Source organism: Levilactobacillus huananensis (genome assembly GCF_003946145.1).
GTDB classification, from domain to species: Bacteria; Bacillota; Bacilli; order Lactobacillales; family Lactobacillaceae; genus Levilactobacillus; species Levilactobacillus huananensis.
The window spans coordinates 33,104-51,235 of the sequence record NZ_RHOC01000002.1 but is presented as its reverse complement, the minus strand read 5'-3'; the positions used below and the strand labels follow the sequence as shown (position 1 = coordinate 51,235).

13 protein-coding genes are annotated in these 18,132 nt (G+C 48.1%); 5 read left to right on the top strand and 8 right to left on the bottom strand.

All coding sequences use genetic code 11. The features are described 5' to 3' along the window. The first annotated feature begins 3 nt into the window (after window positions 1-3). Complete coding sequence (locus tag EKM71_RS02295; protein WP_125573063.1) at window positions 4-1,626, top strand: ABC transporter permease; 1,623 nt, start codon at window positions 4-6, stop codon at window positions 1,624-1,626. 347 nt (window positions 1,627-1,973) lie between these two features. Here EKM71_RS02295 and EKM71_RS02290 read toward each other — a convergent pair whose 3' ends face one another. After that, entirely contained in the window at window positions 1,974-3,161 is a 1,188-nt protein-coding gene (locus EKM71_RS02290; RefSeq protein ID WP_125573062.1) for an acetate/propionate family kinase, read from the bottom strand. Between the two features lie 66 nt (window positions 3,162-3,227). After that, window positions 3,228-3,809: a TetR/AcrR family transcriptional regulator gene (locus EKM71_RS02285; RefSeq protein WP_125573061.1), complete on the bottom strand. Its 582-nt coding sequence runs from the start codon at window positions 3,807-3,809 to the stop codon at window positions 3,228-3,230. A 259-nt stretch (window positions 3,810-4,068) separates the two neighbouring features. On the opposite strand from EKM71_RS02285, the gene EKM71_RS02280 reads away from it, so the two are divergent. Beyond that, complete coding sequence (locus tag EKM71_RS02280) at window positions 4,069-5,466, top strand: YhgE/Pip family protein (RefSeq protein ID WP_125573060.1); 1,398 nt, start codon at window positions 4,069-4,071, stop codon at window positions 5,464-5,466. 188 nt (window positions 5,467-5,654) lie between these two features. On the opposite strand, the gene apf (EKM71_RS02275) is transcribed toward EKM71_RS02280, so the two are convergent. The 3 genes from apf (EKM71_RS02275) to adhE all read right to left on the bottom strand — a co-directional run bounded on the left by apf (EKM71_RS02275) (window position 5,655) and on the right by adhE (window position 10,811). Next, on the bottom strand, window positions 5,655-6,329 hold the full coding sequence (gene apf / locus EKM71_RS02275; protein WP_125573059.1) for an aggregation-promoting factor: 675 nt from the start codon (window positions 6,327-6,329) through the stop codon (window positions 5,655-5,657). 595 nt (window positions 6,330-6,924) lie between these two features. Continuing rightward, window positions 6,925-7,521: an aggregation-promoting factor gene (gene apf, locus EKM71_RS02270; protein WP_125573058.1), complete on the bottom strand. Its 597-nt coding sequence runs from the start codon at window positions 7,519-7,521 to the stop codon at window positions 6,925-6,927. A 671-nt stretch (window positions 7,522-8,192) separates the two neighbouring features. After that, entirely contained in the window at window positions 8,193-10,811 is a 2,619-nt protein-coding gene (gene adhE / locus EKM71_RS02265) for a bifunctional acetaldehyde-CoA/alcohol dehydrogenase (RefSeq protein WP_125573057.1), read from the bottom strand. Between the two features lie 388 nt (window positions 10,812-11,199). Between adhE and EKM71_RS02260 the strand changes: the two genes are divergently transcribed. Next, on the top strand, window positions 11,200-12,993 hold the full coding sequence (locus EKM71_RS02260; protein ID WP_125573056.1) for a glycerophosphoryl diester phosphodiesterase membrane domain-containing protein: 1,794 nt from the start codon (window positions 11,200-11,202) through the stop codon (window positions 12,991-12,993). A gap of 61 nt (window positions 12,994-13,054) precedes the next feature. On the opposite strand, the gene EKM71_RS02255 is transcribed toward EKM71_RS02260, so the two are convergent. Next, a complete protein-coding gene (locus tag EKM71_RS02255) occupies window positions 13,055-13,579 on the bottom strand; it encodes a DUF1836 domain-containing protein (RefSeq protein WP_057878967.1) in 525 nt (174 codons plus the stop codon). 91 nt (window positions 13,580-13,670) lie between these two features. Next, complete coding sequence (locus EKM71_RS02250) at window positions 13,671-16,013, bottom strand: cation-translocating P-type ATPase (protein ID WP_125573055.1); 2,343 nt, start codon at window positions 16,011-16,013, stop codon at window positions 13,671-13,673. 313 nt (window positions 16,014-16,326) lie between these two features. Here EKM71_RS02250 and EKM71_RS11025 point away from each other — a divergent pair, with 313 nt between their 5' ends. Further along, window positions 16,327-16,488 (top strand): hypothetical protein, encoded by a 162-nt coding sequence (locus EKM71_RS11025; protein WP_164504699.1) that lies wholly within the window; start codon window positions 16,327-16,329, stop codon window positions 16,486-16,488. A gap of 22 nt (window positions 16,489-16,510) precedes the next feature. Continuing rightward, complete coding sequence (locus tag EKM71_RS02245) at window positions 16,511-17,359, top strand: aldo/keto reductase (RefSeq protein ID WP_125573054.1); 849 nt, start codon at window positions 16,511-16,513, stop codon at window positions 17,357-17,359. A 157-nt stretch (window positions 17,360-17,516) separates the two neighbouring features. Here the strand turns inward: EKM71_RS02245 and EKM71_RS02240 are convergent, their stop codons facing one another. Continuing rightward, window positions 17,517-17,942 carry an Hsp20/alpha crystallin family protein gene (locus EKM71_RS02240; RefSeq protein ID WP_125573053.1) on the bottom strand — a complete coding sequence of 142 codons (426 nt, stop codon included), beginning with the start codon at window positions 17,940-17,942 and terminating at the stop codon, window positions 17,517-17,519. Window positions 17,943-18,132 lie beyond the last annotated feature (190 nt).

Here is an 18,132-nt window from a genome sequence, read left to right as displayed (position 1 = left end):
GTCATGTCACGTTACGGACGTACCGGTCAATTGATCCGGTTAGCCTTTCGCCGTGATCGCTTCCGAATTCTTATGTGGATTGTGATTCTGGCCGCTCTGATGGCCAGTGTGGCTTGGAAATTTGAGGACATCTACGGGACCCAATCCGAGATTGACGCCATCAAGGGAACCCTTGCTAGCCCGGGGATCGTCGCGATGTTTGGGGCCTTCTCCTTTAAAGGGAAGGTCACCACTGCCGAAATATTTGCCAATGAAATGCTCTTATTCATGGCATTGATTCAAGTTGTCATGAACCTCGCGCTCAGCATTCACGCCACCCGCGGTGAAGAAGATCTGGGAATCACTGAACTCGTGCGGTCTCATGCGGTCGGCACGGCTGCGCCATTGGCAGCTGCCGCCTGGGAACTGGTCATCATCAACAGTCTGCTGGGTGTCCTCTACAGCGTCGGTCTAACCGCCGCTAACATGCCAGGTGCTTCGATTGAAGGGAACTGGTTAATTGGGATTGGCTTGGCCTCCACCGGACTTCTATTCGGTTTCTTAGGCCTCCTCATGGCCCAAATCGCCGATCACGCGGCCAGTGCTACTGGTCTCGCCTACACACTTTTCGGAATCAGTTATTTAGCCCGGATGGTCACCGACGTGCAACATCCAAGACTCACCTGGTGGTCACCACTGGGCTGGGTGGAAAAGCTAGCCCCCTACAACGATGCCAATTGGATACCTGTCTGGTTGAGTTTGGCCACCGCGCTGCTGCTCTTTAGCCTAGCCGTCATGGCCAATAACCGCCGAGACCTCGGAGCCGGTGCACTGACCACCCGTCCCGGTAAGCGTCAGGCCTCAGCCTTTCTACGAGGACCGCTTTCCTTACTGTGGCGCCGCCAACGCAACATCATACTTGCGTGGCTCTTAGCAGTCATCATCTTTGGCGTTGCCTATGGCACGGTCTTCAATACTATCGGTAATATCTTAAAAACCAATCCGACAATGCAACAAGTCTTCGGAGCCGCAATGGTCCACGAGGCAAATCACAAAGTGTTGTTAAGCTTCACGTCACTTCTGGCCGTTGTCATGGCCGCCGTGGCCACGATTCCCGGTATTCAGTTGATCCTAAAGACCCACACGGACGAAACCCGTGGGTGGCTGGAAGCCGTTTATGCACGGCCAGTAAGCCGCACGCGACTCTTCTTCAGCTACATTGGTCCCGCTTTTTTGACCAGCACCCTGGCCTACATTGGCGGTCTGGGTGGCATCGTCGTCATGGGTGATGCTAGCCTGGATCATGTGAAGGACGGCATCAGTGCACACGAATTTTGGCAAGGAATTGCCGGACAACTTCCCGAAATCTGGGTCTTCCTGGGCATTGCCGTGTTACTCGTCGGTTGCTGGCCACGGATCAAGACCTTGACCTGGCTCTATCTGGCATTGGGCTTCGTTTCCGTCTACATGGGGAGCCTACTCAAGTTGCCTAACTGGGTTAAAAACGTCACTCCTGCCGGCTGGATGCCGCGAATTCCGCAACATACCGTCAACTGGACAACCTTTAGCTGGATGGTGGTCTTAGCCATCGTTTTGATTATCGTGGGGTGGCTGGGTTACCGCCGCCGTGATCTTCAGATGCGATAAGATTGGAAGTGGCTGTAGCCGATCGCTATCTACACAGTCAAAACCCGCTAACTTTCGTCCGACAGCTCACCACGATATCAAATTGGCGACGACCAATTTGATAATAAAGCTTGTCCACCAAATCTGCATCGCAACTGAGATTATTTAAAAATCATCATAAGCGTAAAGCCCTCAACCGTGCTGACCAGCACGGTTGAGGGCTTTTTGACTATTAACTTTGCGAGACCAGTAGCTGATCCTGATAATTCCAACCAGAATCATCCCCGTCGTAACTCACTACCTGAACCGGGGGCCAAGGGACAATAAGACTAAATCCAAGCCGTCTGACGACCTTTTAATGACAAGATCTAGTGGGATAAACGGTCCACGTCGCGGACAATCATGAGTTCTTCGTTGGTTGGAACGACCAGAACTTTAACCGCCGCATCGTCAGGACTCACGACATGTTCTTCTCCCCGGAAGTCATTCTTAGCGGGATCGATTGCAACCCCGAAGACACCAAGTTGATCAGCAATGGCCTGGCGCATGGCAATACCATTCTCACCGGAACCAGCCGTGAAGACAATGGCATCTAAGCCACCGAGTTCGGCCACATAACTTCCCACGTAGCGAACCACTCGGTTGACGAACATATCCAACGCCAGCTTAGACTTTGGTCGTTCGTCTTGGGTATCTTCCAAGTCACGTTGATCAGGAGACAATTCGGATACCCCTAATAGACCCGACTTATGGTTTAAGATATCAACCATGGCTGGCATATCAATCTGAAGTTTCTCTGCCAGAAAGGCAACCAGAGAAGCATCAATGTCTCCCGAACGCGTCCCCATCATGACCCCTGCGAGGGGTGTGAAGCCCATCGAGGTATCGAGCGCCTGACCGTGGTCAAATGCTGTGACCGAGGATCCTGAACCCAAATGAAGCGTGATCATTTTCAGGTCTTCCAGCGGTTTACCTAGAATTTCTGCTGTTCGGTGAGCGACGTAACGGTGACTGGTTCCGTGGGCGCCATATTTACGGGCCCCAAACTTTTCGTAGTATTCGTAAGGCAAGCTATACATGTAGTTCACGGCTGGCATCTCAGTATACAGAGAGGTGTCGAAGACCGCGACCTGTTGGGCATCTGGCAATAACTGCTGGAAAACTTCAATGTAATAGGCCTGAACCGGGTTATGAAGCGGCGCATAGTCCTTTAAGGACTTGATCTGGTCCAAAACTTTCGGGGTAATCAGGGCGGAGTCCTTGAAGATTTCACCCCCGGCCACGATTCGATGACCGACACCGGTGATGTCACTCAAATGATCCAAAATTCCGTAGGTCTTCAAGTGCGTCAACACCATAGCCGCCGCCTCTTGATTGGTGATATTGTCCTGGGTATCCGTAAATTTTTCGCCATTAGCCAACTTGACCTTGAAGATCGAGCCAGGTAGATTTAAGCGATCAACCAACCCAGATGCAATGACCGTCTCCTCTGGCATTTCAAAGAGTTTCCACTTCAGCGTTGAACTTCCCGCGTTAATTGCCAATGTTTTTCCCATAATTTCCTCCTACGCTTTTTCTCAGTTAATTACTAGTGTAATCAACTTTGTATCCGCTTTCAAGAATTATTTGAAAAATTCGTCATTTTCACCCACCAATTGTTGTGGCGACAATATCCGCGTTGCCTTAAAGATCGTATAGGCGTGCTGTGGCGGCAAGACCACATCTCGTGTCAGCCAATAACGAATAAAGTCAAGAATGCCCTGCGCAACAATTTCTTGGGCAAAGTCGTGTGGAATTAAAGCTTGTGCGTCAACTGAAACTGCCACAATGGACACGATAAGTTCCTTGAGATGCGGTCCTATTTTTGACGCTGGGCATTGTAACAAAGCTTTGCTAAGCACGTGTTGGCGGTAGAGATATTGGAACAATTGCCAAAAAGCATCTCGTTGGTCCAGTGCCATGTCCCCCGTTGGCTTGGGATATTGGGCAAAAATTTTCCGCACCGCTTCCACCAATTCATTTTCATAGCTAGTTAGTAAATCGAATTTATCCAGGTAATGTTGATAAAAAGTGCCGCGATTAATCGCAGCCTCACGAGCCAAATCTCGAACTGTGAGACGATCAAATCCCTTGTCCGCCAACAGTTTAACGAAAGCGCGCTGTAACTTGACCTCTGTTGTCAAAATTCGCATATCCGTTTCCATAACTTCATCACCTCCACTGAATGACGCGATTCTAAAACTATTAGATAACTTTTCTTAGACAGCGTCAATGAACACTCTTGGTAAAACTGTCGTTGGCCTTTTCAGTTAATCAGCCGGTCTTTTATGCGCGACCGCTCTATAATTACTGTCCTTCTTTCCGACACTTTCCCCCAGATTGTCGATTGCAACACTTGCCTGATGGCCTTACGCTCGAGATGTTTTAGAGCAACACAACATCTCCTCGAAAGGTGGGATTTTCATGTTAAAAAGTGAATGGCATGCCTTATGGCAACACAAACCTCTGATTCTAGTTCTACTCATGATTGCCTTAATCCCGGCAATCTACTGTTATCTTTATCTATCGTCCATGTGGAACACATATGGTCATACCGATAATATTCCCGTGGCCATCGTGAATCACGACCAACCCGCAACCATCCATGGCAAAACAATTGCAATTGGCCGACAACTCACCCACACTCTCAGTCGATCTGATGGTCTCGACTTTCACCACCTCTCAGAAGCCACGGCGAAACGACGGTTGAAGGCCGGAAAAGTTTACCTCATCGTCACGGTTCCTCGTGACTTCTCTCAGGACGCAACCACCTTACTCACGGCCCATCCACAGCAAATGCAGCTTCACTATACCCAAAACTCCGGCCAAAACTTCATCGTTTCCAAAATTACTAGTGGGATGGCCACGAGCATTACAACCAGGGTCAGCCGAGAAGTCACGAAATTGAACGTTCAGGCCCTCTTAGCTGCGGTTCACGGCGCGGCTACTGGCATGGCTACCGCAGCTAAAGGATCGACGGAACTTGCCTCTGGAAGCCAACAACTCGGTCTGGGAACGCAAAAACTTCTGACCGCCACAGCACCGGTTCATAACCATACGCTAACCACGGGTCTAACTGCTTCACAGCAAGGTATTCAGCGTCTCCAGCAAGGAGCCACTACGCTGGGGCAAGGCCTCACTAAGGGCCATCAACAACTCACAACGATTGCCGATACCACCACAACAGCGACTGCTCTCGCACAACCGGTGGCGGTCCAAAGTCACGATATTGCCAAGGTTCCTAATAATGGCACCGGTATGGCGCCGTTCGCCATTGCAATTGGCCTTTATGTCGGCGGGATTGCCCTAGGGACCATGTATGACGGGGCAATATTTTATCGCAAACCCCGCTTAGCCCTCACTTGGTGGGGCAGTAAAGCCAGCGTCGTCGGGGCGGTTGCCCTCATTCAAAGCGGTCTACTCTTCTTCACCCTACGACAAGCTAATGGACTAACCGTCCGTTCAGAATCCGCCCTCTTCTGGGCCATTCTTCTGGGATCAGTCCTATTTCTTTCCCTCATCTTCTGTCTCCGACTACTACTCGGTGGTTTCGGTACCTGGCTCATCTCGATCGTCTTAGTTCTCCAACTCGCCAGTTCTGGCGGCCTATATCCGACACCATTGGTCAGTACCTTCGCTCAGCGGCTTAATCCATGGTTACCTATGACCTATCTGATTGATCTCTTACGATCGGCTATCTCCACGAATACCGACACCAATACAGCTTGGGGGATTCTCTTAAGTATGATCGTGGGATTCAATCTATTAGTTATTCTAAAATTTCACTTGCTCATGAAACAAGACCCCCTCGCTAAAGCCTGATTAAAAATGACGTCATAACCAGCGTAAGTGCTGTCTATGACGTCATTTTATTGCAAGTGGTAATCGCCAATTCTAAATCTTTTAAAGGTATTAGGGTCTGCCACAACAAGGACAACCATCAAAAAAATGGTGATTCTCCCCAAAGGAAGAACCACCATCGTGATAATTTTTAGTTTAGCCGGTTAATCTTAGTACCAGCCGTTTGCTTGCCAGAATGACTTAGCAGCAGACCATGAACCGTAACGTGAGGTCACATAGTTGTTCGCAACCTTTTCTTGGTTGGCAGCAGAGTAATCCCCATTCAAGTAAGAAGCGCTCAATTGGTACTTCCCAATGTATTGGCCGTTACGAGCTGAGTATGACCCACCGGATTCCTTATTGGCAATCCAGGCCTTGGCAGATGATCCGTTGCCTGAAGTTGACGTCGTTGAAGCAGAGCTGGTCGTCCCAGTTGTAGCAGATTGACTGCTGTAGTTGTTAGTTTTGCTGTAATTGTTAGTTCCACTGTAAGTATTCGTTGAACTGTAATTAGCAGCGTTATTTGTATTAGTCGTCGTATTGTTAGACGTTGTGGCTTGGCTAGGCGTTGAAACTTGGCTATTAGTCGTAGTCGTGCTGGTTGCGGCAGCTGATGGCACAACCAGAGATTCACCCACGTAGATTAAGTTAACATTCTTTAAACCGTTAGCCTTTTCGATTGATGACACACTGGAATTGTATTGGTTTGCAATCTTAGAAACCGTGTCTCCGGACTTAACCGACACCCGGACGTCGGCGTTAGCGGAAGTGGTGCTGGCAAAGAACCCGGCACCTAATACTGCGGCAGTACCTAATGTAGAAACTAAAACTTTTTTGATATTCATAAAATGAATGTCCTCCTTTGATTAGTGAAGCGTTCTGTGTCTCAATTACTTAACGAGACCTATCATAACCTGTGGACGTTACACGGTGGTTGTTGCTGCGTTACACGCTGGTTAAGAAAAATCGCCTTGCGTGACAAACCGTAACATGGTTAATCACGCCGCAACATAGGCTAGCTTTTCAAGGCTTATGTTGCCACGGTGTAACGAATTCTTGGGTAAAGGCGGGGGTTCAACGAATTCCTCGGTGTTAATTTCCGCCGTATACCGCGATCTTTCGCAAATAAAGTGGCAGTTTTTAACCATTCTGCAGCGTAATCCTTCCTAACTATAGGTAAAAGTCGTCGTAGTTAAGTCAATTCTGCCGAAAAGAACTAACACTTACCCGACTTCTTTACGAACGGCTCTTCTCCAAGTCAGTAAACACGTTCACTGATAGAGGCAAGTTATTCATAAAAGCCACGCAACGTTCCGTGGCTACCCAATGGCTTTCAAAAAATCATGCTGATGCGACTCTAATTCTTCAGCGCACCAAAAAAGCACAGTGGACCTGCATCCACTGTGCTGACTTGAATTTAAACATTAAATTGGCTGAGTTTTAGTACCAGCCGTTTGCTTGCCAGAATGATTGCGCAGCAGACCATGACCCATAACGGGAAGCAACGTAGCTGTTCGCAACCTTTTCTTGGTTGGCAGCTGAGTAGTCACCGTTAAGGTAAGAAGCACTCAATTGGTACTTCCCAATATATTGGCCGTTACGTGCTGAGTAAGAACCGCCAGATTCTTTACCGGCAATCCATGCTTTGGCACTAGATTCTGAACCAGATACACCAGTAGAAGCAGTTGTATTGCTGCTAGTCGTAGCTTGTTGTTGCGTAGAAGTCGTGTTTTGCGTTTGGCTAGCCGTGTTGTAACTTTGACTAGCAACGTTAGCTGAGCTCGTCGAAGTCGTTTGCGTGCTACTTGGCACGTTTAACTTTTGACCAACAAAGATCAAGCTGCTGTTAGCTAGGCTGTTTGCCTTTTCGATAGCATGTACAGATGAGTCATACTTGTTAGCTAATGACCAAACAGAATCCCCCTGCTTGACCGTAACCTTAACATCGGCATTTGCCGTGTCACTAGTGGCGAAGAATCCGGCACCGACAACAGCAACCGTTCCAAGAGTCGTAACTAAAGCTTTTTTGATATTCATAATAAATGAATGTCCTCCTTTGTTTGCTTAACGGCTATTAGAATAACTGATGGTTATGTCAGCGAGATTGGCGTTAGGTTACACCAGCATTAAGAAAAATATTACAGTATGACAATCCGTAATATTTGTTACACATCTGTCATATAAACCGCTTTAAACGCCCCGTTTTTACCCATTTTAGCCAAAAAGACCGCCTTTTTCCCGTGTCTTTTGCACCTAAAAAAAGAAAAAAATCGTCATTTTTCATGATAATTTGATGAAATTATGACGATTTCCAGCCATTTTCAACCAAAATCATCCGAATTTCATGCGCGATCCCCCCCATGTTTGTCAAAATTAGGGGGGATGACCTATGTTGTGATATAAATTTGCTTGTTTTTAAGCCCCCTTCTCCCCAAATACCCGCCCATTAACAAATACCGAACAGAGACCCATCCATTCATCAAGATGTTAACTTCTAGCTGTTATAACTATAGTAGAAAACGGATCATTTTTTTGACAAGTATGACTTAAAACCGGCTGCCTAGTCGACATCTCGTGACGATTGTCGTTAACCATCTCATCATATCGACCACTATCTCCATCATTACCACAACCAGAGAGAACCCTTGGAATCCAATTCTCGACCAGTAAAAAGGCGGTACCCTCGCTGGAGTACCGCCTGGTATCACTTATTCTTCGACGTTTTTCCCGTCGTATTCGTCAATCATAATTTGCTTCAGCTCAGACACGAGTGGTTCCCGAGGATTGGCCGTCGTACACTGGTCCTGGAAGGCCAATTCAGCTAGCTTGTCCACAGTCCGGTCAAAGTGTGCCTTATCCACACCGTTAGCCTTCAAGCTCAAGGTAACGTCAACGGAGTGCGCCAAGTCAATAACCTTGGCCACAAGTGCTTCCTTCAACTCTTCCTTGGTCGTTCCAGTTAACCCAAGGTAGCGGGCAATCTGAGCGTAATCTTCATCGGCTCTGAAGGTTTCATACTTAGGCCACATGGCCAGCTTCGTTGGCTCCTGGAAGTTATAGCGAATAACGTGTGGCAAGGTGATGGCAATAGCCAACCCATGAGGTAAGCCGAACTCCCCACCTAATTTGTGGGCAATCGAGTGGTCAACCCCGAGGAAAGCGTTGGCAAAGGCCATCCCGGCCAACGTTGAGGCGTTGTGCATCTCCTCCTTGGCCGTGACATCCCCATTGTAGGAAGCCGTCAGATTGTCCATAACTAACTTGATAGCTTGCAGAGACCATGGTCGCGTGTAATCAGAAGCCATAGCAGAAACGTAGGATTCGATGGCGTGGGTTAACACGTCTAATCCGGAGTAAGCCACCGTCTTTTGGGGCACCGTTTGGATAAATTGTGAGTCCACAATCGCCACATCAGGTGTCAAAGCATAGTCTGCTAATGGATATTTCACGTGCGTCTTGGAATCGGTAATAACAGAGAATGGTGTCACTTCTGAACCTGTCCCAGATGTCGTTGGAATGGCCACAAATTGTGCCTTGTGTGGCTTGTGGAACTTGTAGGTTCGCTTCCGAATGTCCAAGAACTTCTGCTTAGCCCCGAAGAAACTAGCGTTAGGGTCTTCGTAGAATAACCACATGTTCTTAGCTGCATCGATTGGTGACCCCCCACCTAAGGCGATGATCGTATCTGGCTTGAAGGTCCGCATCTGTGCAACCCCACGTTCAACCGTATAGGTCGTTGGGTCGGGCTCCACGTCAGAAAACAGAGAGTATTCGATCCCATTTGGCTGACGCTTCAATTCGTTTAAGACGGTATCGATGTACCCCAGTTCAACCATTGATGGGCTGGTAACCAGGAAGACCCGCTTGATGCCAGGCATGTCGTCGAGGTAACGAACGGACGTCTTTTCAAAGTAAACGCGAGGTAATTTAATCCACTGCATATTATTTCGCCGCTTTGCAATAGTTTTGATGTTCAACAGATCGAATGAGGAGACGTTATGGGACACGGAGTTCTTTCCCCATGAACCGGTTCCCAATGTTAATGACGGAATCATCTCATTGTAGAGGTTCCCAATCCCACCAATTGCGGAAGGCGTGTTGACGAGGACCCGGCTGGCCTTCATCTTGATCCCGAATTCCGTGGCAAGATCATCGTTAGTCGTGTGAATGCCGGCCGTATGGCCCAACCCACCGAAGTGGAGGAGGTCGTCACAGATTTGGAAGGCATCTGCCTTGTCCTTCGCCTTATAAACAGAGATCACTGGCGACAACTTCTCTTGAGAGAGTGGGAACTTAGGCCCAACACCCTTCAATTCAGCAGCTAGTACTTTGGTATTAGCGGGAACTTCAATCCCAGCTAATTCTGCGATCTTAACGGCAGCCATCCCGGCGATTGGGCCCTTGACGCCACCCTCTGGTCGGAACATAGCATCAGCCAAGGCTTTTTCGTCGGCCTTCTTAATGAAGAAGACGCCGCGATCTTGCATTTCTTGCTTAACTGTCGCATAGATTTCTTGGTCAATGACGGCACTGTTTTCAGAAGCACAGACCATCCCATTATCAAATGTCTTCGAAAGGACGATGTCGTAGACGGCACGCTTGATCTTCGCCGTCTTTTCAATATAGGCTGGACCATTACCAGGGCCAACTCCTAAGGCTGGCTTTCCAGTTGAGTAAGCGGCCTTAACCATGCCAGGACCACCGGTTGCCAAGACACTAGCAACCATTGGGTGATTCATCAATGCCGTCGTGGCATCCAAGCTAGGCTTGTCAATCCACTGAATCACGCCTTCTGGCGCACCGGCAGCGATCGCAGCGTCGCGGACAACCTTAGCCGCCATTACAGAAGACTTCTGTGCCTGTGGGTGAAAGGCAAAGATGATTGGATTCCGAGTCTTCACGGCAATCAGTGACTTGAAGAGAGTCGTTGAGGTCGGGTTCGTCACAGGGGTCACCCCTGCTAAAATCCCTAAGGGTTCAGCGACGGTAATCAGTTGACGCTCGCGGTCATCCTTGATGATGCCGACAGTTTTGTCATGCTTGATAGAATGCCAAATTTCCTCGGTGGCAAACATGTTCTTAATTGCTTTATCTTCCATTACGCCACGGCCAGTTTCTTCGAAAGCCGCCTTGGCCAACGTCATATTTTGGTCAAGACCGGCAATCGCCATCTGGTGCACGATATGGTCGACCTTGTCTTGCGTAAAATCGTCCATGGCGCACAGCGCGTCGTGGGCTTTAGCCGTCAATCGGTCAATCATCTGGTCAACGGTTTCAGTTTTTTCAGTTACCTTTAATTTTGGATTTTCTTTCACGTTCTTTAACATGCTTATGCCTCCGTTTTTGAAAACAGTCTTGTTAAGTTATTCACGAGTTACATCTTAGCACGTTTTAGGAATTTCGCAAGGCGATATGTTAAAAAGATCACAAAAAAGTTTTTGAACTTATCAAACGTTGATTTATCAAGATTAACCGCATAAGCGCATGTAAGCGCATACACATAAATTCACTCATCAGCACAATTTTATTTGTGTGAATGTTATCACTTTCAGACTGTTACATTTTCACATGCTGTTTTGCTTCTTTTCAATCGGCTCGAACTGGCTTCATTTTCCCAAGATATTTTATCTACCGCCATAATTCTTCAAATATTTCAAGAGACTCTATGCTAAAGTAAAGGTATCAAAACAATTTTAGGGGAGAAGGATTGATCCCATGCGACCTTGGGCCTTTTGGCAGGAAGCCACCCGCCACTTTTTCAACCATTGGGGAAGCTACGTTACCCTGGTCTTCATGACAAACATTGTTGTTAGTTATCTCGCAGTTCCAGCCTTTACTTGGTTAACCGCCGAACTCATGCGTTGGCAACACGTGCCCTATATTTCTTATACCAATATTGGGTCACTCGTCATTACCCATCCACTAGCCCTCATTGGCTTGGCTCTGATTTTATTGACGATTATCACGCTAATTTACTGGCAATTTGCCTATCTATTACTCGGCGTGACCAATATTCGCCACGGCCGACCGCAGAGCTCCCTAGCAGTCTTGGGCGATACTGTCCGAAGCATTGCCGGCGCCTCACCCAGCACCTTTCTTTTCTTTATTGGTTACTTCATCGTCATTATTCCCTTTGGCAGTGAACTCTTCTCTACGCCCCTCCTCAGTAAGGCCAAGATTCCAGCATTCATTGTCAGCTATCTGATGGAAAAACCACTCATGGCCATAGCCCTGGGCCTTTTCTACGTTGGAGCTGCCTACCTGGGAATACGCCTGATCAGTGTGTTGCCCCTAATGATTCTCGATCAACAACACAGCCACCAGGCCATTCGCTTGAGCTGGCAGCGCACCCGCGGCCACTTCTGGACCTACCTTAGCCGCATTCTGATTACCCTGGCGCTAGTTACCGCCACCGTATGGATCATTTATGCTGCCATCTATCTCGCACAATTAGTAGCCGATCGCACGCACTTCGGGCTAGCCGTAGCCACGATTAACCTGCTCATCATGGAGATTATCACTGAATTTATCGTCTGCTACACGACCGTCATCTTCATGATGGTTATTCTCAGCAGTCATACGGATCAGCGCCTGACCCCCACGACCCTCTTGCGGTTCCACGAGCCCGCCAAGACGAAACTTCGGACTCGTCTTTTCATTACGGGTGGCGTCATCCTCATTTCTGGATTACTCGTCATCTTCAACCTGGTTTACCTCAACGGCTTTGCCATGAGTCGTCCCCTGACGATTGCCCACCGGGGCGTGGACCACAATAACGGGGTTCAAAACACCATCCCTGCTATGGTCAAGACGAGCCGGAAACATCCAGATTTCGTTGAAATGGATGTCCGCGAAACCAAAGACCATCAGTTTGTGGTCATGCATGACGGCAATCTCAAGGCCTTAGCGGGCTTAAACCGCACTGTTTCTAAGATGACATTGAAACAACTCACCGCAGTAACCGTGACCGAAAATGGCTATCAGGCCAAGATTCCCAGCTTTGACGCCTACCTCAATTCAGCTATTAAGCACAAACAAAAACTCCTGATTGAGATCAAGACAAGTCGCCGAGATTCCAAGGATCTGCCCGCACTATTCTACCGCCAGTTCGGGCAACGTATCATGGCCAATCATGATGAGGTTCACACGCTAAGTTACGGGATTATGAACACCTTGAAGACGGCTTATCCCAAACTCTTCGTCAGCTACATCATGCCGTACAACCTCACCTTCCCACACACCAAAGCCAATGCTTATACGATGGAGTCCACAACCCTGAACGATACCTTCATCGATCAGGCAGAGAAAAACCACAAACGCGTCTACGCCTGGGATATCGACACCGTTACCCAGACTGATCAGATGATGTTCCTCGGCGTCAACGGTGTCATTACCAATAACCTCAGTACCATTCAACAAGAAATTAAGGACAATACAGATCACCCGAGTTACGCCAACCTGCTGTTAACCTTCATGAACGACTTATCCTTAGAATCACAAACCCAATAACAAAAGGAAGCCACCGTAACAATTCCCAATGGGGAAAGTTACGGTGGCTTTGTGTGATCACTTATTTCTTTTCAATTTTACGAATTGGTCTTTTGATAAGGTGCAGGAGTTTCTCGGACTGAAGCCGGGAAACGACGGCATCGATAGCCACCTGCATCAGCTTTTCATTTAAGTCCTTCGCGGCCGGCTGAACCTGTTCTTCACCCAAGTGGTGCAAACGGTCTTCCAGCTGACTAATGAAGTTGTCATAAGCCTGCTTCGGATAATCCCCCGCTGTAATCTGATCGATCCCGGAACGAACCGTATCCGTCTGAAACATCGGCTTTAAGAGACTGATCATCAGAATATCCGTGAGCTGCATGGTCTGATACTTCTTCTTGACTGGCGCCAAGATCACGTGGTGCTTCACGTAGTTGTTAATCATTGCTGGCGTGATCGTATCAATGCCCAAAGGTCCGAGAATATCGTTAATTAGCGCTGTTACCTGGTCCATGTAAAGATCAAACTTAGGGAGATCGTCCCACCGTGGCAATTTAACACCATGCATCTGGTGTTCCCACCGCGTGTATTGATTGAAGTCAGCCATGTCTCTTTCCTACCCTTCCGGTTCTTACTGACAAGTATAACATATTACCTAGTTTTAATGACTAGATAAGCATTAATTGTTCAGTTTTCAGCTAGCGCCAACGTATGCGGCTCAAGATGCGTTTCCCCAAGATCTCCTGAACGACTAGGAAGATCGGTTGGACACTGATCATCAGCGGGATATAAATCAAGGCTAATCGCCAGTTCAGCAGGTTAACCAAGGAGAAAAGCGATCCAAAGAAGAGGAAAACAACGGCGAATAATCCCGCCATCAACGCTACCAAAGCAATCTTGAACCGGTTGAGGGGCCGGGCCACTCGGAGTAAGGCGTTGAGGCTGATCAATCCAGTCATCAAGACACTCAGCGTTGAGGTTGTCGCGAAGTCGAGGTGAAATTGTGTGCCCAAGGCAAGAATGACCAAAATGTATCCCACCACGCAGACTGCAGCCGGGGCCGCAATTTCCATAACCTGTTGCATAAACCGCCCCTGAATGCGGGCATAGTTGGGCTGCAGGGCCAAGAAGAAGGTGGGAATTCCCACCATCAGTGAAGAAATCGGTGTTAACTGAATGGGTTCAAATGGATAGCTTCGACTCATGAAGATAAAAATCAACGTCAGTACTACTGAGTACATGGTTTTGATTAAGTAAAGTGACGCCACCCGCTCGATATTGTTAATGACTCGACGTCCTTCATTGAGGACATTGATCATCGCATCAAAATTAGAGTCCACCAACACGAAATCCGCGAGACTCTTAGTGGCTTCACTCCCAGAAGCCATGGCAATGCTACAGTCCGCCTGGCGTAAAGCCAACAAGTCGTTGACCCCATCTCCGGTCATGGCTACGGTGTGCCCTGCTGTCTGATAGGCCTGAATCAGGCGCTGTTTTTGACTCGGCGTCACACGACCAAAGACCGTGTAGTCTTCAACTAATTTCGCGTAATCGGGCGTGGCCCCCACCTGACTCATGTCGATCAACTGATCAGCACCAGCAATCCCAGCGCGCTTGGCAATGCTAGCCACGGTCACAGGATTGTCCCCAGAAATAACCTTGAGGGCCACTTCCTGGGTTGCAAAATAATCAAAGGTATCCTTAGCCCGTGGCCGCAATTCATCCGTAATACACAGCAAACCCAGCGCCTGTGGTACGGTAGGTTGCGGCGTCGTCAGCTGATCAACTTTGGCCAACACAAGCACACGGTAACCTACAGCCGCTAGATCCGTGATCCGACGCTTGATTTCAGTAGGGATCGTGGCAAAGATGAACTCTGGCGCACCTAATACATAAGCCTGGCCACTAGATAACCGCGCACCACTCCACTTTCTCCCGGATGAGAACGGTAAGACCTCGGTTGGCGTCACACTTGGCGTCCCTAGGGCATTTTTTATCGCTTGGGCAGTCTCGTTGTCATCACCCGTCGCTGCAACCATCTGAGCCAGCGTCGTTTGCAAGTTTTTGGCCGACTGGTTCCCCACAGGTTCGATGCGGTCAAATTGCAATTGACCGTTGGTAATCGTCCCAGTCTTGTCCAGACACAACACATCAACTCGCGCCAAGGCCTCGATTGCCGGTAATTCCCGCACCAACACATTACGTCGGCCCAAAGTAAAGGCACCGGCCGCCAAAGCCACGGACGTCAACAGGACAAGGCCCTCAGGGATCATCCCCACTACAGCAGCCACCGTTCCTAGAATGGCTCGGTTCTGAGCCTGTCCCCGTAAGAGAGAGGAGACGAAAAGCACGGCTCCCAATGGGATAATGGTAACCGTCAACACTTTGATAATCCGATTGATAACCGTGAGAAGCTCACTGGCTCCCCGTTTTTTTTCTTTAGCGGAATTGGCTAGTTTTTTAACAAAGCTCCCATGACCAACCGTGGTAGCCTGGACGATAGCACTGCCCCCCAGAATGACACTCCCGGAAATCAGTTCATCCCCGGTCCCCTTCATAATGGGCGTCGACTCTCCGGTAATCTGAGACTCATCAACTTCGATTCCAGTCGTTTCTCTGACGCGACCATCTACGGGCAACTGGTCCCCACGACCTAAAATCATCAGATCGTCGACAACCAAGTCATCCTGTGAACGTGCCGTCACTCGGCCGTTACGTCGCACCTTAATCTTGCTTTCAGAGAGCAATGCCAACTTATCTACCTGGCGCTTCGATCTGATTTCTTGGAAGATTCCGATCCCCGTATTGAAGACCACAACACCAATGAATAGAAGATTTTTATAGCTTCCCGTCAGTAGCACCAGGCCTCCGAGAAGAAGGTTGATCAGGTTGAATAGCGTTAGTAGGTTATCACGAAATATCTGTTTAACGCTTCTGGTCAGCGGGGGTAACGGATCGTTCTGTTGGCCGGTCGCAATCCGCTGACGGACCGCCGTGTCATCTAGACCCCGATCCAGTAAGGGTAACTCACGTTCTGGCATCGTCAATTCCTCCCTTTACAGGTTCTTTAACCACCATTGTACGCGATAATCCGCTTTCAATCCTGTAATCACTCGACATTTTCAGGAACTTTAAAAATTCAGTAATAGTTCACAGGACCTCGTCAGAGTGGTTAAATGGAAGTATAGGCTGCGGAAAATGGGGACTAGCGCTTATGGCTTGGACGAACTCTTTTCGCCACAGGATTGGCCTCTTAACCTGACAAATTCGTCAGTGTGGGTCTACAGCATTATGATCAGTGACGTTTTCACTGGTCCGAATTATCACGCTTCACTACATAAAGGAGGAATCATCATGAATCACAAGTCTTCATCAGTTATTCTGTTTATCCTCTATATTGTTCTTCTTGGTTGTATGTTAGCCCACAAGGATATGTTGGCCATGTGGCTAATGACCTTCGGGATGTTGATTGAGGCTTCAATCAACCTGTACGACCAATTCAAGCGACCACGCTAAATTAACCAAGGAGACGATAATCATGACCATTAAAAATCTTGCTTCAACCCGTTTGCTCGCGGATGGCAACACCATTCCCGGTCTGGGATTCGGGACCTACTTATTGAGCGACCAGGATACCATGGACACCACGATTAAAGCCGCTTGGGATGCTGGCTACCGACTTTTTGATACAGCGATGCTCTACCGCAACGAAGATATCCTCGGAACCACCCTACAACATCTACAGATTCCCCGTCAGGAACTCTTTTTGACCAGTAAAGTCGCCGAAGTGGCCCAGGGCTACGACAAAACGCTGCAGGCCGTCACTGGTTCTTTAAAGCGGCTTCAAACCGATTACTTGGATCTCCTGCTGATTCACTGGCCCGTCCGTGACCACTTCTTTGACACCTGGCGTGCTCTCGAACAACTAAAAGCAAACGGCCAGGTGAAGTCAATTGGCGTATCCAATTATACTGTGGCTCACCTGGAGTTGCTGGCAACCAAGGCTCAGGAAATGCCCGTCATCAATCAGGTTGAATATCATCCCTACTTGAACCAGCAAGCGTTAAATGACTTTGATACTGCCAATCATATCATTACTGAGGCTTGGAGCCCCTTGGGTCGTCGCGTAGACTTGGCTGATCCGATGATCGCTAAGATTGCCGGTCACCATAACAAATCGGTTGCCCAGACCATTCTGCGCTGGGAACTTCAGCATAATATCTTGCCAATTCCAAAGTCTCAGCACGCCGAACGAATTCGCCAGAATGCCGAAGTTTTTGACTTCACCCTCAGCGAGGATGAAATGACGATGATCGACCTGCTGAACAAGAATCAGCGAAACGGGAATGAACCCGAAATCGTTTACGAAACCGGGAAACAATATTAGTCAGACACTAAGCCATCAACACTACTAAATGAAAATAAGGCGTCGGATCTCTTATCTTGATGATAGAGATCCGACGCCTTATTCCTTTGTTTCCTGAAGGTTTTTAAAAGAAACACACGCACATTTCTGAAATCACGAAACTAAAGACTACTCTCTGTTAATCAATACTAATCTCGTGATTATTATTAACTTCCGCTTGCTTAGGCAAGGTCAGTGTCAAGACACCGTCCTTAAAGCCAGCCTTGACCTGCTTCAAATCGATGTTTGGCAGATAGAAGGAACGTGCCACGTTCTGACTGTGGCGTTCTTGCCGTAAGATCCGGCCGTCGTCATCCTTAGTGGATTCATTGACGTCTGACTTACCGGAAATCCGCAAGGTTTCATCACGATAGTCAATGTGAATGTCATCCTTCTTGAAGCCTGGCAATTCAGCGGTAACCACATAGTCCTTGTCGTGTTCGACCACATCGGTCTTCATAGCCGCATCACCACTAAACATATCGTGACCTAAGTTGCCCACTTCATTGAAGAAGTTCATTGGATCAAAGAAATCATAATTCCGGTTCATTACATCATTAGCCATAATCAATTAACCCCTTTCTGCTTTACTTGATTACATTTTCTATAATAGTCAGTATTGGTCAAAAATGCAAATAATTAGCACTCATGTCGTTAGAGTGCTAATTTATAGTGCTTAACAACTGAAAATACTGAACTATTAGGGTTCATATCCTAGATCATTTCCCTGCCATTTTCAATTATTTTATCTAAAG